Origin of the sequence: Bowmanella yangjiangensis (genome assembly GCF_018531185.1) — a bacterium.
Classification (GTDB): Bacteria; Pseudomonadota; Gammaproteobacteria; order Enterobacterales; family Alteromonadaceae; genus Bowmanella; species Bowmanella yangjiangensis.
Genome location: NZ_JAHDJU010000001.1, coordinates 669267 through 682622 on the forward strand (window position 1 = coordinate 669267; position 13356 = coordinate 682622).

At 50.4% G+C, this 13356-nt stretch carries 13 protein-coding genes; 10 read left to right on the forward strand and 3 right to left on the reverse strand.

Annotated elements, in window-relative coordinates:
- Window positions 1-4: 4 nt before the first annotated feature.
- Both KJY73_RS03040 and KJY73_RS03045 read left to right on the forward strand, forming a co-directional pair.
- Window positions 5-811: an SDR family oxidoreductase gene (locus KJY73_RS03040; protein ID WP_214340215.1), complete on the forward strand. Its 807-nt coding sequence runs from the start codon at window positions 5-7 to the stop codon at window positions 809-811.
- The gene (locus KJY73_RS03045) at window positions 808-1464 is read left to right on the forward strand and encodes a tetratricopeptide repeat protein (RefSeq protein WP_214340216.1); all 657 of its coding nucleotides are present in this window, start codon (window positions 808-810) and stop codon (window positions 1462-1464) included. The genes KJY73_RS03040 and KJY73_RS03045 overlap by 4 nt, the downstream gene beginning before the upstream one ends.
- 62 nt (window positions 1465-1526) lie before the next feature.
- Here the strand turns inward: KJY73_RS03045 and fghA are convergent, their stop codons facing one another.
- Both fghA and KJY73_RS03055 read right to left on the reverse strand, forming a co-directional pair.
- Window positions 1527-2375: an S-formylglutathione hydrolase gene (fghA, locus tag KJY73_RS03050; protein WP_214340217.1), complete on the reverse strand. Its 849-nt coding sequence runs from the start codon at window positions 2373-2375 to the stop codon at window positions 1527-1529.
- 18 nt (window positions 2376-2393) lie between these two features.
- The gene (locus tag KJY73_RS03055; RefSeq protein ID WP_214340218.1) at window positions 2394-3512 is read right to left on the reverse strand and encodes an S-(hydroxymethyl)glutathione dehydrogenase/class III alcohol dehydrogenase; all 1119 of its coding nucleotides are present in this window, start codon (window positions 3510-3512) and stop codon (window positions 2394-2396) included.
- Window positions 3513-3755: 243 nt separating this feature from the next.
- Here KJY73_RS03055 and KJY73_RS03060 point away from each other — a divergent pair, with 243 nt between their 5' ends.
- The 3 genes from KJY73_RS03060 (at window position 3756) to KJY73_RS03070 (ending at window position 8141) form a co-directional block, all read left to right on the forward strand.
- Window positions 3756-5243 (forward strand): SulP family inorganic anion transporter, encoded by a 1488-nt coding sequence (locus tag KJY73_RS03060; RefSeq protein WP_214340219.1) that lies wholly within the window; start codon window positions 3756-3758, stop codon window positions 5241-5243.
- A complete protein-coding gene (locus KJY73_RS03065; protein ID WP_214340227.1) occupies window positions 5243-6106 on the forward strand; it encodes a universal stress protein in 864 nt (287 codons plus the stop codon). Before KJY73_RS03060 ends, KJY73_RS03065 begins: the two co-directional genes overlap by 1 nt.
- A 145-nt stretch (window positions 6107-6251) precedes the next feature.
- Window positions 6252-8141, forward strand: a complete 1890-nt coding sequence (locus KJY73_RS03070) for a PhoX family protein (RefSeq protein ID WP_214340229.1) — start codon at window positions 6252-6254, stop codon at window positions 8139-8141.
- Between the two features lie 546 nt (window positions 8142-8687).
- On the opposite strand, the gene KJY73_RS03075 is transcribed toward KJY73_RS03070, so the two are convergent.
- On the reverse strand, window positions 8688-9491 hold the full coding sequence (locus tag KJY73_RS03075) for a putative porin (protein WP_214340235.1): 804 nt from the start codon (window positions 9489-9491) through the stop codon (window positions 8688-8690).
- A gap of 439 nt (window positions 9492-9930) precedes the next feature.
- Between KJY73_RS03075 and KJY73_RS03080 the strand changes: the two genes are divergently transcribed.
- From KJY73_RS03080 to KJY73_RS03100, 5 genes are all read left to right on the forward strand, one after another.
- The gene (locus KJY73_RS03080; protein WP_214340237.1) at window positions 9931-11556 is read left to right on the forward strand and encodes a methyl-accepting chemotaxis protein; all 1626 of its coding nucleotides are present in this window, start codon (window positions 9931-9933) and stop codon (window positions 11554-11556) included.
- Window positions 11557-12001: 445 nt separating this feature from the next.
- A complete protein-coding gene (locus KJY73_RS03085; RefSeq protein ID WP_214340239.1) occupies window positions 12002-12226 on the forward strand; it encodes an EF-hand domain-containing protein in 225 nt (74 codons plus the stop codon).
- Window positions 12227-12303: 77 nt separating this feature from the next.
- Window positions 12304-12522 carry an EF-hand domain-containing protein gene (locus KJY73_RS03090; RefSeq protein WP_214340241.1) on the forward strand — a complete coding sequence of 73 codons (219 nt, stop codon included), beginning with the start codon at window positions 12304-12306 and terminating at the stop codon, window positions 12520-12522.
- A gap of 72 nt (window positions 12523-12594) precedes the next feature.
- Window positions 12595-12813 carry a calmodulin gene (locus KJY73_RS03095; RefSeq protein ID WP_214340243.1) on the forward strand — a complete coding sequence of 73 codons (219 nt, stop codon included), beginning with the start codon at window positions 12595-12597 and terminating at the stop codon, window positions 12811-12813.
- A 95-nt stretch (window positions 12814-12908) separates the two neighbouring features.
- Complete coding sequence (locus KJY73_RS03100; RefSeq protein ID WP_214340245.1) at window positions 12909-13265, forward strand: OmpA family protein; 357 nt, start codon at window positions 12909-12911, stop codon at window positions 13263-13265.
- Window positions 13266-13356 lie beyond the last annotated feature (91 nt).

Genomic DNA, 13356 nt, shown 5'->3' on the forward strand with positions numbered 1-13356 from the left:
GGATATGAACTGGTCAACTCAACTTTGTTTGCTGACAGGTGCCAGTGGCGGTATCGGCCAGGCTATTGCCCGAACCCTGGCTGACGCCGGTGTTCAATTGATTTTACAGGGGCGCAATGAGCAGGCGTTGCAAGCGCTGGCCGACAGTCTGCCCGGCACCCACCAGATAGTGGTGGCGGATATCAGCTCGAGTCAGGGGCGCGATGAATTGCTCAAGGAACTGGCGCGCTTTCCCAACATCAGCATGTTGATTAATAACGCAGGTATCGCTCCTTTTGGTGAGCTGCAAAGTATGTCTGATGAGGACTTGGAACAGACGATTCAGACCAACTTGTTAGCTCCCATGGCGCTAATTCGTGCCTTGCTGCCCACGATGAAAAAACATTCGGAGGCTTACATCGTTAACGTCGGTTCCACCTTCGGCAGCATAGGTTTTGCTTGCAACAGCCTGTATTGCGCCAGCAAGTTCGGCCTGCGAGGTTTTACTGAGGCCTTGCAACGTGAACTGGCCGGGTCATCGGTAAAGGTGTTTTATCTGGCCCCGCGTGCGACCCAAACCGCTATCAATAGTGATGACGTGGTGGCCATGAATAAGGCGCTGGGCAATCAGGTGGATAGCCCTGACTTGGTTGCACAAGCGTTGAAAGCCCAATTACAACAGGGAATTCGGCGTAAATTCATTGGTTTTCCCGAGAAATTGTTTGTTCGAATTAACGGTGCATTTCCCTCTTTGGTGGATAACGCTCTGGTTAAAAAACTACCCATTATTAAGAAATTTGCTGCACAACATGCGAAGGAGATCCTGGTATGAATATGCTGAAACGTACTTTGATAACAGTGGCTGGTGGTATGTCATTGATGCTGATGTCCATTGCTCAGGCGGATGAATGGCCAGAGCTATTGGCTGTACAGCAGCAATGGGCAGTGGTGAATTACACGCTGGCTGAAAAAGAGCGGGATAAGGCGTTTGACGAGTTGATTGCCAAGGCAGAATCCCTGACACAAGCGCAGCCCCAGCGAGCTGAAGGCTGGATTTGGTTGGGAATCAGTCAATCCAGTGCGGCCGGTGCAAAAGGGGGGCTGGATGCGTTGGGGCTGGCTAAGCAGGCGAAAGCGTCGCTGGAAAAAGCCATCAGCCTGGATGAAAAGGCGCTAAGTGGCTCGGCCTTAACCAGCCTGGGCGTGCTTTACCATAAGTTGCCCGGTTGGCCGGTGAGCTTTGGTAGCGACAAAAAGGCCGAAAAACTGCTTAAGCAAGCCCTGGAAATGAACCCAAAGGGGATTGATCCAAACTATTTCTATGGCGAGTTTTTGTTTGACGATGGAAAATATACCAAGGCCAAAGAGTATCTGCTGCTGGCGCAACAGGCTGAACCTCGTGCTAACCGAGCCTTGGCCGACAGCTCCAGACAAAAAGAAATCGAGATGTTGCTAACTAAGGTGGAAAAGAAGCTTTCCCGTTAACTTGCGTGCGATTGCCGTGAATTGGCCGGTGCAGAACACCGGCCTTTTTTATGTTGGCCGGGTTATTGAAGATGCGCTGCGTGAAAACGCAGGTGGTCCTCAATAAACGTGGCGATAAAGTAGTAACTATGGTCGTAATCTGCATGGTAGCGAAACTCTGCAGGCACACCGTGCTGTTCACATACGGCCTGCAGCGGGCGGCTGAGTTCTTGCGAGTCCAGAAAGTTATCCGCTAATCCCTGGTCAATCAACATGGGCATTGTCCAGTTTTGGCCAAGGTCATTTAATAAGGCGCAGGCATCGTATTGCTGCCACTGGTTTCGATTATCACCCAGATAGGCCGTCAATGCTTTTTGACCCCAGGGACATTCACTGGGGTTCACTATGGGGGCAAAGGCGGATACCGAGCTATAACACGTCGGATTGCGCAGAGCCATGATTAACGCACCGTGACCGCCCATGGAGTGACCGGCAATGGCAGCTTTGCCTAGTTTAAAGTTAGCTTCACAAAGCTGGGGCAACTCGTCAGCGATGTAGTCATACATGCGGTAGTGCTCCGCCCAGGGAGCCTGAGTGGCATTAACGTAGAAACCAGCCCCTAGTCCTAGGTCGTAAGCACCATCCGGTGCATCGGGGACTCCGTCACCACGGGGGCTGGTATCGGGGATGATCAGGATGATACCCAATTCAGCTGCTACACGCTGCGCGCCCGCCTTACTGGAAAAGTTTTCATCGCTGCAGGTTAGGCCGGACAACCAGTAAAGCACTGGCAGGGCCTGACCTTGCTTGGTTTGTGGTGGCAGGTAGACAGAAAACTGCATGGTGCAATTCAGTGCCTGAGACGCATGGCTAAATCGCTTCTGCCAGCCTCCGAAGCACTTAACCGCGGATAATTCTGTTAGTTGACTCATAATATTTTCCTTGCGCGATTAATAATGAATCACGCTACGAATGGATTTGCCTTCGTGCATTAAATCAAAGGCCTTGTTGATATCTTCAAGCGGCATGGTATGGGTGATAAAGGTATCCAGCTCAAATTCGCCATCCATATAGCGCTGCACATAATCAGGTAACTGGCTGCGCCCTTTTACGCCGCCAAACGCGGTGCCGCGCCACACCCGGCCGGTAACCAATTGGAAAGGTCTGGTGGAAATTTCCTGACCTGCCCCGGCCACACCAATAATCACTGACTCACCCCAGCCTTTGTGGCAACACTCCAGCGCCGAGCGCATGACATGCACATTGCCGATGCACTCAAAAGAGTAATCCACACCGCCGTCGGTCATTTCTACAATGACTTCCTGAATGGGCTTGTCGAATGCTTTTGGGTTCACTGTATCTGTAGCACCCAGTTGCTTGGCAATCTCGAATTTATCTTCATTGATATCAATGGCGATAATCCGGCCTGCCCCGGCCATACGTGCACCAATCAGCACCGACAGACCGATGCCGCCGAGCCCGAACACCGCGACTGTATCCCCCGGTTGCACTTTGGCGGCGTTGCTGACCGCCCCCATGCCAGTGGTAACGCCACAGCCGAGCAAGCAAACTTTTTCCAATGGGGCATCTTTAGGGATTTTGGCCAGGGCAATTTCTGGCACCACCGTATGCTCGGCGAAGGTAGAGGTGCCCATATAGTGGTAGATGGGCTGGCCGTTTTTGCTGAAACGGGTAGTGCCGTCTGGCATTAATCCTTTGCCTTGGGTGGCGCGAATGGCCTGACACAAGTTGGTTTTACCTGATTTACAGAATTTACACTCACCACATTCCGGGGTGTAGAGCGGAATCACATGGTCGCCCACGGCCAAAGTGGTAACCCCTTCGCCTACAGCTTCTACTATACCGGCTCCTTCGTGGCCCAAAATGGCGGGGAAGATGCCTTCAGGATCCTCTCCTGAGAGGGTAAATGCATCGGTGTGGCAGACGCCGGTGGCGACGATACGCACCAGAACTTCGCCTTTTTGTGGTGGCATCAACTCCACTTCTTCAATAGATAAGGGTTTTCCTGCCTCCCAGGCAACAGCGGCACGGGTTTTGATAGTTTGCATAGTGTGGCTCCAGTGGTTTGCCAAATACAAAGACCTTAAGTCTAACAAGCATTGGCAAACAGGCTATAGCTATCTGGCCGCAGTTTTTGCCTGTTTCATAAGGTTGCGGGTAAAGCAGCCAATCCGTATGATCGCGCCCTTCGAATACGACTTAGTAGCCGGGATGCACGAGGATAAGTCGAGCCGTTGACCTATGCTTTGGGGACACATCCCCGATGCCGACACACAATCAACAGGATTACTATGCTTTTACACTCAACCCGACAAGATTGGCTGGGCAATGTGCGCGCCGATTTGCTGGCCGGCCTGGTGGTGGCGCTGGCCCTTATTCCTGAGGCCATCGCGTTTTCCATTATCGCCGGGGTCGACCCTAAAGTGGGTTTGTACGCGTCTTTTTGTATTGCCACCATTATCGCCTTTATCGGCGGCAGACCGGGCATGATTTCAGCCGCCACCGGGGCCATGGCGCTGGTGATGGTGACCTTGGTCAAGGAACATGGTCTGCAGTATCTGCTGGCCGCCACGCTGTTGACCGGTGTGTTACAGATATTGGCGGGATATCTGAAGCTGGGTAGCCTTATGTCTTTTGTGTCCCGCTCTGTGGTGACGGGCTTTGTTAATGCCCTGGCTATTTTAATTTTTATGGCGCAGCTTCCTGAACTGACCAATGTCACCTGGCATGTGTATGCCATGACGGCGGCGGGTCTTGGCATTATTTATCTGTTTCCCTATGTGCCGAAAATTGGCAAGGTCATCCCTTCACCTTTGGTGTGTATTTTGTCCATGACGGCGGTGTATCTGCTGCTGGGACTGGATATTCGCACCGTCGGGGATATGGGCGAGCTGCCGGATACCCTGCCGGTTTTTCTATGGCCGGATGTGCCACTGAATCTGGAAACCCTTTGGATTATCCTGCCTTACTCGGCGGCCCTGGCGGTGGTCGGTCTGCTGGAGTCATTAATGACAGCCACTATTGTGGATGATTTAACTGATACCCAAAGTGACAAAAACCGTGAATGTAAGGGCCAGGGCATTGCCAATATCGGTGCCGGTCTGCTGGGTGGTATGGCGGGTTGTGCCATGATTGGTCAGTCGGTAATTAACGTAAAATCCGGTGGCCGAGGGCGTTTATCTACCCTGGTAGCCGGTGTCTTCCTGCTGATTATGGTGGTGTTTTTAAGTGACTGGATCCGTCAGATCCCCATGGCGGCTCTGGTGGCCGTGATGATCATGGTGTCCATCGGCACTTTTAGCTGGGACTCTGTGATTAAACTCAAGACCTACCCTATGTCATACAATATCGTAATGCTGGCCACCGTACTGGTGACGGTATTTACCCACAACCTGGCCTACGGCGTGTTTGTGGGCGTGTTGCTTGCCTCACTGTTCTTTGCCAATAAGGTCAGTCATATCCTGTATCTGGACGCCAGTTTAGATAGTGAAAACAGTATCCGCACCTACAAAGTGGTCGGCCAGGTATTTTTCAATTCGGCTGACAAATTTGCCGCTGGTTTTGACTTCAAGGAAGTGGTTGATAAAGTAGTGATTGACTTAAGTCGGGCGCATTTCTGGGATATTTCCGCAGTGGATGCACTGGATAAAGTAGTGCTTAAGTTTCGTCGCGAAGGCGCTGAGGTTGAGCTTATCGGCCTGAATCAGGCCAGCGAAACCATAGTGGATCGCTTCGGCAAACACGACAAACCGGAAGAGATTGAGAAGGTGCTGCATTAATGGCAAATGACAACAGAAAAGTACTGGCCGGTATCGACGGTTCGTCCATCTCCAATGCAGTGGCCGATTATGCGGCGTGGATTGCCAGTCGGGTGAATGCGCCGCTTAAGTTACTGCATAACCTGGAGCATCGCGAACCTGTGATGGTCGCGGACTTATCTGGCAATATTGGCTTTGGTAGCCGCGAGCACTTGCTGGAAGAGCTTACCGAGCTGGAAGCCAAGCGTAGTAAAATTATGCTGGAGCAAGGTAAATTGCTGCTTAGCAATGCCACTGATCGCGTCAGTGCATTTGGGGTAAGTGATATCTTGGCCTGCCAGCGTCACGGCAGCCTGACAGAGACGCTGGTGGAACTGGAAGAGGAAATCCGGGTGTTGGTGCTGGGTATTCGCGGTGAAGACCATGCCGAACAACCTGGCCGTCTGGGTAACCATCTGGAGACAGTGCTGCGCTCTTTGCACCGTCCCATTTTGGTGGTTAATGGCGAGTTTGAAACGCCCCAACGTATTATGCTGGCTTATGACGGCAGCCAAGCTGCATGCCGTGCGTTAGAGCTACTGACAAGTAGTCCGCTGTTTACAGGCATGGTTTGTCACCTTGTGTATGTGGGAGATGACGTTGAAAAAGGTCGTGAAATACTGCAAAAGGGTGAGAATGCCTTGGCCGGCGCTGACATAGAGGTGGTGCAGGCAAATCTGCACGGTATTCCAGACCAGGAGCTGCTGGCCTATCAGCAGCAGCACGGTATTCAGATGCAGGTAATGGGGTCTTTTGGGCATAGCCGCTGGCGCGAAATGCTGCTCGGCAGTTTTACCCTGAAAATGCTTGGACAGGCCAGAGTGCCGCTCTTGCTGCTAAGATAATTTCATCGGGAATCAGCGGCTTGTCATCGAATTGTCATGCCGCTGTCATCATCGGCTTTTAGTCTCCTGCGCTTTTAGTGCTGATTCTGGCAGCGTCGACTGGACCTGTTGCGTTGGCACCTATTGCACGAGAACAGAGACCTTTATGCCGCAAAAATCATCTTCTTCCCCAGACTTTCAATCCGTTTTGGCTGTACGCCTTTCCCGTCGGAATGCCCTGAAAGGTTTAGGTCTTAGCAGCGCCACTATGATGCTGGGGGCCTGCAGCATCAAAACTTCATCAGTTGTGACCTCAGCCTCTGCCGTGAGTAAGGCGCAGGGTTCGCTGATCTTTACCGAGCTCGAACATGGCCTGGATGCCTATTTGTCGGTATCGCCCGGTTATCAGACACAGGTATTGGTGAGCTGGGGGGATGCGCTGTTCCCCAATACCCCCGCCTTTGACCCTGAGCAGCAAACCGAGCAGCGCCAGCTCAAGCAGTTTGGTTATAACAATGATTTCATTGGTTTTGTTTCCTTGCCTTTGGGCTCGCAAGCATCCGACCGTGGTTTGCTGGTGGTTAACCACGAATATTGCAGTTCCGAGATGATGTTCCCAGGCTCGCCCTCTGAACTGGCGCTCGACAAACAGCAAACCGATGTAAATATTGCCGCCCACGGTTTAAGTGTGGTGGAAATTGCCCGCCAGGCTGATGGGCAGTGGCAGTTGGTGTTAAATTCGCCCTACAACCGCCGTATTACTCCCCATACGCCAATGCAGATGACCGGCCCTGCAGCAGGCAGCAGTCGCTTGTTTACCCGTTACAGCACGGATGGGGTGCAAACCCGCGGAACCTATGGCAACTGTGCGGGTGGTGTCACCCCCTGGGGCACTATTCTGACCGGTGAGGAGAATGTGGATACCTTCTTTGGTGGCGATTTCAGTGCCAGTAACGAAGGTGAAAATTATCGCCGCTTTGGCATGGTCAGTGACTTCAGAACCAGTTGGGGACTGCATCATGAGCGCTGGGATATGCGTCAAAATCCGGCAGAGCCTCTACATGTAGGTTGGGTGGTAGAGATCGACCCATTTGACCCTCATTCCGTACCCAAAAAGCGCACTGCACTTGGCCGCTATAAGCACGAGGGGGCTAATGTGTTCGTCAATGCTGACAACAGCGTTGTGGCGTATAGCGGTGATGATCAGCAATTTGAGTACTTGTACCGCTTTATTAGTAAAGGTCGCTACCAGCCAGATAACCGGCAGGCCAACCTTCATCTGCTGGATGAGGGCACGCTGTATTGTGCGCGCTTTAATGATGATGGCAGCATGCAGTGGTTGCCCTTGGTATTTGGACATGGGCCGCTGACCGCTGAAAACGGCTTCCATAGCCAGGCGGATGTGCAATTGGATTGTCGTAAAGCGGCAGATTTACTGGGGGCGACCCCGATGGACAGGCCAGAGGATGTAGACGTTAACCCGGTAACTGGCCAGGTTTATGTAATGCTAACCAATAACAGTAACCGCCAGACCGCACAGGTGGATGGCCCTAACCCCAGAGCGAAAAATCTGACCGGACAAGTGCTGGAGCTGACGCCGCCAGGTGGTGACCACTGTGCCGACACCTTTAGCTGGGAGCTGATGATTGTGGCTGGTAAAAAAGGTCAGTCCGGCAGCCAATATCATCCGGATATTACCGACAATGGCTGGTTGGCCTGCCCGGATAACTGTGCCTTCGATAATCTGGGTAACCTTTGGATTGCCACTGATGGCGCTGAAGTGCTGGGTGTTGCAGATGGCATTTGGGCAACCGAGGTCAGTGGCCCTAACCGAGCCTTGACCAAACGTTTCCTGCGCACCCCTGAAGGCGCGGAATTGTGCGGGCCGTTTTTTACTCCCGACTCGCAAAACCTGTTTTGCTCGATACAGCATCCTGGCGGCGGCAGTAGCTTTGATAATCCCAAAACCCGTTGGCCAGATTTTAGGGATGATCTACCGCCAAGGCCCTCAGTGGTGGTGGTCACTAAGCAGGGCGGGGGACGTATCGGCAGCTAGTTGCCGGTCTTGAATATTGACGACGAATGCTCCTGCAACGTCGTCATTCAGTCCCTCCATGGACATCGCCGCTCTTTGGCATCCATGCTACGAAGGTATACGACCGCCATGGACGGCGGAAGTGCAGAAAATGCAGGAGCAATTTTTCGGCCGACCGCCAGGGATGGTGGAAGTGCAGAAAATGCAGGAGCACCATAGCGTATAGAACGCTATGGAACAGCTTTAGCTGGCCTGCAACGCAGGTAAGCTACATGGAAGTAGCTTATAATTATCTGCCCGTTCATCCTGAACATCGACGACGAATGCTCCTGCAACGTCGTCATTCAGTCCCTCCATGGACATTGCCGCTCTTTGACATCCATGTCACCGCGGCATACCGTTCATCCTGAACATCGACGACGAATGCTCCTGCAACGTCGTCATTCAGTCCCTCCATGGACATTGCCGCTCTTTGGCATCCATGCCACCGCGGCATACCGTTCATCCTGAACATAAAAAAGCGGAGCCTGGGCTCCGCTTTTTTGTCAGTCAATTATCGGTTGATAATTAGAACTGGCCAATTAGGCTGATGCTGTAGATATCTGCATCGTTTTCGTCAGCACTGGCGTAAGCAGCAGATACTGCCCAGTTAGTGTTGAAGTAATGCTTGGCGTTGATACCCCAAACATCGTCGCTCGCTTCGTCAGCGTAGCTCAGGCCAACAGAGGTCATAGTAGTGAAGTAGTAATCACCGCTAATACCCCAGTCAGTGTCACCGTCGTTGTCAGTCACAGACAGTTCTGCGGCAATAAAACGGTCTTCGCCCAGTGCACTGAAGTATTTGCTGGACGCTGTCCATACGTCGAACTCATCGTCAACGTTCAGGCTAAAACCAACATAGTCAACACCGCCCAGAGAGTGGGTGTACTGAGCACCGAAAGTGGCGAAACCGCCGTGCTCTAAGTCAGTGTAATCCGCTTTTACCAGGAAGTTAGGGTTGATCAGGTAACCCAAGGTAACTGTGCTGCTGTCGAAATCGTCGCTGCCTACTTCGGCGCGGTTGTATTCGGCACCAAACAGGAAGTTGTTATAGAACAACTCGCCGCCGATGTTCAGGTCATTAACTCCACCTTCACTATCAATGTATGCACCGTAGACATTGGTTTTGTCGTTGATGTAAGACAGTTCTGCCAGTGGGCCCAATACCGCTTTCTTGTCAAAGTAGTAAATGGAGCTTACACCGAGAATGTCGGCATCGGCTTGGCCTACTTCTGCACGCGTGTAGTTCAGCTCACTGAACAGGTTATATTCTTGTGCTACTACGGAAGAGGAAAGTAGAAGAGAAGTCAGCACTACATTAATTTTTTTCATGATGTTCCTTTATCTGTTGTTCTGCAAACAAGTTTGCGGCGCGCATCCTATCGGCTGTGAGATTTGATTGGAAGCCTTAAATAACGTGGTTTTCAGGTGAATTGTTTCAACTGATGTCTAATCCATCGATATTGAAATAAAACTGTCACAATTGTAATTTGATGGTTTTTATCCTTTACTTTTTGTTAACCGAATTTGTGTTTTTTTAGCTTGTTACTTTTTGTGACTACAGGGTAGCTACTAAATTATTTGTTATTTTTTGACCAGAACCGTGTTCTAAACTGTTTTTAAGTAACTGACATTATTCAGTGGAGAAGCGCCTATAAGTGGCATAAACTGAATTTGTCCCATTCGCTAAAGGACTGATCTCAGGCAAAAAATATGCTTGAGAGGACATGAGTTATGGATGTAGTTTTCCGCTGTGACAAGAGAATACATCATGCTGAATCAAGTAACAGTCAAAGTGCGGTTGGTGATCCTGGTTGCTTTACCGCTATTTTTCTTTGCACTTTCTGCCTTTAATTCCCTTCAGGACCTTCGTCAGTTAAACCAACAAATCGATAGTTTGTACAAAGACAGAGTGGTACCGCTGCAACAAATTAAAGTGGTATCAGACAATTATGCCGTTGAAATTGTCGACATATTGCATAAATACCGGGCTGGAGTGATTTCCAAAGATGAGCTGTCTCGTCGTATGCAGGCAGCGCAGGACACCGCAGATAAGCAATGGCAGGACTATAAAGGTACCAAGCTGACTAGCGAGGAAGAACAACTGGTACGTCAGGTTGAATCCAACCTGAATGCCGTACTGACGAAGTTGGCTGACTATCGCCGATTGATGGCGCAGGGCAGTCTTTCATCTGTTGACCCTAATAGCTTTGTCAGAGAGCTATACCTGGCTTTCGATCCTTTGAGTGCAAGTTATGCCGATTTGATTCAACTGCAATTGGACGAAGCGAATAAATTTCGTCAGCAGGTGGCAGCAGATTATGAGACAACGGTAACGCTCTTCATCGTTAAGATGGCGGTACTGTTTTTATTGATGTTAGTAATAGCCTGGTTGATCTACCGTTCTATCAACTCCCCATTGCTAGGTCTTCGCGACACTATCACCAAGATTGCGGATTCGGCGGATTTGTCCGTAAGAGCTTGTGTGGTTGGGCAGGATGAAATTGCCCAGACGGCGAAAGGCTTTAACAATATGCTGGAACGCATACACACACTGGTTAAGGAAGTGATCCAGGCCTCGACTACTCTGGCCGCCTCAGCGGAGGAAATGCATGCTATCAGTACGCAAGTTGCCAGCACGGCCAATGAGCAGGAACATCAAAGCACGCAAATTGCGACGGCTGTGACTGAGATGACTGCGGCCATTCAAGAAGTGGCGCAAAATGCATTGCTTACCTCACAAAAAGCCAATGACGCTGATGAGCAGGCCCAGCTCGGTCAGCAAAAGGTACAGCAGAATATCCACTCCATAAACCAATTATCCGGTGTGGTTAATCGCAGTAGTGAAGTCATTCAGCAGTTACATAGTCAGGCCAATGACATTAACCAGGTTGTTCAACTGATTCAGAATGTAGCAGAGCAGACCAATCTACTGGCGTTGAATGCGGCTATTGAAGCGGCCCGGGCTGGTGACTCTGGACGCGGCTTTGCGGTGGTGGCCGATGAAGTGCGACAACTAGCGCATAATACCCAAAAGGCCACAGAGTCCATCAGCGAGATGATTGGTAAACTGCAAGTGGCGGCTAAGGACGCAGTGGAAAGTATGAGTCAGGCACAGCAGATGGCCACAGACAGTGTCAATCATGCAGAAGACTCTTCACAGGTTCTTAAAGACATTATCGCGTCCCTGACGGTGATTGCCGATATGAATATTCAAGTGTCTACTGCCACCGAAGAGCAGACGACAGTGGCCAATGAGATCAGTGCTAATGTCAACGACTTCAGCACCAGCATTGCCAGTGTCACTGACAGCTCCAATCAGAATGCCCAAGCCAGTGATGATCTGTCGCGATTGGCGGTGAATCTGCAGGGGCAGGTGTCGGTATTCCGAATTTAATCATCTACAACAGGCCGGGCATTCCGGCCTTTTTTATACCTGCGATTGCCACTGATTACCCTTTCCAACCGGATTTTATCAGTAACACAATGAGTTAGCTCCCTGCCGCGGAGCGAAACCTTGTCTGACCGCTAGTGTAAAAAGCCCGCCAAAACAGGCCCCAGAGCACTGTGTTTCAGATAGATGACAGACTATCTATTTGATTTTAAAGAATAAAAAATTATCTGCGCGTTTAGTGTTGGGACAAGGCGACAGTATTTACTGATGAATTCCTCGCGTAATTTTCTATCTGTTTGTTTTAAAAGAAAAAAACAAAGTTGGCATTGAAGTTGTAATGTCTAGTTCAAGCGCTAGCGACAACGCCGTTACCGCTACCCCGGCAACGATGCCGACTCGACTTGCACTAACACCAAGTCGGGTAATAACAAAGTCGAAGGAGAAAGTTATGAAAAAGTTCGCATTTATTTTGTTTTTCCTGCCTGCCACTGGTGCTTTGGCTAGCGGCAATCTCAGCGACCTTTTTGCTGCCCTGGACAAGGACGGTAATGGTGCGTTGAGTAAAGAAGAAGCCTCTGCTGAAAGCCGCTTGGCTGCGGCGTTCGATGAGATTGATAGCGATGGCGATGGCCAAATCTCTCGTGCTGAATTTGATAAGTATCAAAGCAACTAAGCATTAATGCTAAAGCGTACCCGGCCTTAATTAGCTGAATGACAGGCCGGGTCGTCCCAATGTTGAAGGAGAATATTATGAAAAAGTTCGCATGTGTTTTGTTTTTCCTGCCTGCCATGGGTGCATTTGCAACAGGTGCTGATTTGTTTACATCCCTGGATAAGGATGGCAATGGCGCACTAAGCAAGGAAGAAGCCTCTGCAGATAGCCGCCTGGCGGCCGTTTTCGAGCAGATTGATACCGATAGTGATGGCCAAATTACTCGGGCTGAGTTTGACAAGTATCAAGGTAACTAAAGCTTAAGATCTTACCCGGCTTGCTTATCAGTGTGACAGGCCGGGACATTGCAAAAGTCAAAGGAGACTAAGATGAAAAAGTTCGCATTTATTCTGTTTTTCCTGCCTGCCATGGGGGCATTTGCAACAGGTGCTGATTTGTTTACATCCCTGGATAAGGATGGCAATGGCGCACTAAGCAAGGAAGAAGCCTCGGTAGATAGCCGCCTGGCAGCTGTTTTCGAGCAGATTGATACCGATAGTGATGGCCAAATCACAAGGGCAGAATTTGATAAGTTTCAAGGTAACTAAGCCTTAACAATTCTCAACCTGGGTGCGCCACATGGACGGGCGCGCCATTTCCCTTGCAGGGAAAGCTTATTCAGGTCCATATGCTGGAGGGACTGATGACAAATTTTCATGTACAACGTCAGGCGTTGAAAGAGTTGTTGGTTGGTTTTCCAAGTGGCAGCGCCAAAATACCCGTCACAGAACTGGATAAACTGTTTCAACAAGCTGAGCTGATTAAGCAAAACCCTCGTTCACTGGCAATGATCTATGGTTATCGTGATCCTGGTGCAGGGGACGCATTGCCAGAAAGTCTCGCCTTATCCCGAGCCGAAGCGGTTAAGCGAGAGCTAATCAGTTTTGGTATAAGGCCCAGTCTGTTGCATATCGTTGAAGACCAGAATCTGCTTGTTCCTCATCCGTCTTTGCAAGGTGCGGCGATGACAGTGCTTATTCAGCAATGTTCAGTAAGTTAACGTCTTTGACTTCACCTGATTTGCCCTTTTACCATTAAACCAAAGCGAACGTTTTGTCGTTCGCTATGCCTGTTTAGCCCCAAACAGTTCC

Bases quoted from the DNA above. Each gene is read 5' to 3' on its own strand.
- KJY73_RS03070 (WP_214340229.1), top strand. From the start codon at position 6,252: ATGCCGCAAAAATCATCTTCTTCCCCAGACTTTCAATCCGTTTTGGCT.
- KJY73_RS03095 (WP_214340243.1), top strand. From the start codon at position 12,595: ATGAAAAAGTTCGCATTTATTCTGTTTTTCCTGCCTGCCATGGGGGCA.
- KJY73_RS03085 (WP_214340239.1), top strand. From the start codon at position 12,002: ATGAAAAAGTTCGCATTTATTTTGTTTTTCCTGCCTGCCACTGGTGCT.
- KJY73_RS03045 (WP_214340216.1), top strand. From the start codon at position 808: ATGAATATGCTGAAACGTACTTTGATAACAGTGGCTGGTGGTATGTCA.
- KJY73_RS03100 (WP_214340245.1), top strand. From the start codon at position 12,909: ATGACAAATTTTCATGTACAACGTCAGGCGTTGAAAGAGTTGTTGGTT.
- KJY73_RS03040 (WP_214340215.1), top strand. From the start codon at position 5: ATGAACTGGTCAACTCAACTTTGTTTGCTGACAGGTGCCAGTGGCGGT.
- KJY73_RS03080 (WP_214340237.1), top strand. From the start codon at position 9,931: ATGCTGAATCAAGTAACAGTCAAAGTGCGGTTGGTGATCCTGGTTGCT.
- KJY73_RS03055 (WP_214340218.1), bottom strand. From the start codon at position 3,512: ATGCAAACTATCAAAACCCGTGCCGCTGTTGCCTGGGAGGCAGGAAAA.
- KJY73_RS03075 (WP_214340235.1), bottom strand. From the start codon at position 9,491: ATGAAAAAAATTAATGTAGTGCTGACTTCTCTTCTACTTTCCTCTTCC.
- KJY73_RS03090 (WP_214340241.1), top strand. From the start codon at position 12,304: ATGAAAAAGTTCGCATGTGTTTTGTTTTTCCTGCCTGCCATGGGTGCA.
- KJY73_RS03065 (WP_214340227.1), top strand. From the start codon at position 5,243: ATGGCAAATGACAACAGAAAAGTACTGGCCGGTATCGACGGTTCGTCC.
- fghA (WP_214340217.1), bottom strand. From the start codon at position 2,375: ATGAGTCAACTAACAGAATTATCCGCGGTTAAGTGCTTCGGAGGCTGG.
- KJY73_RS03060 (WP_214340219.1), top strand. From the start codon at position 3,756: ATGCTTTTACACTCAACCCGACAAGATTGGCTGGGCAATGTGCGCGCC.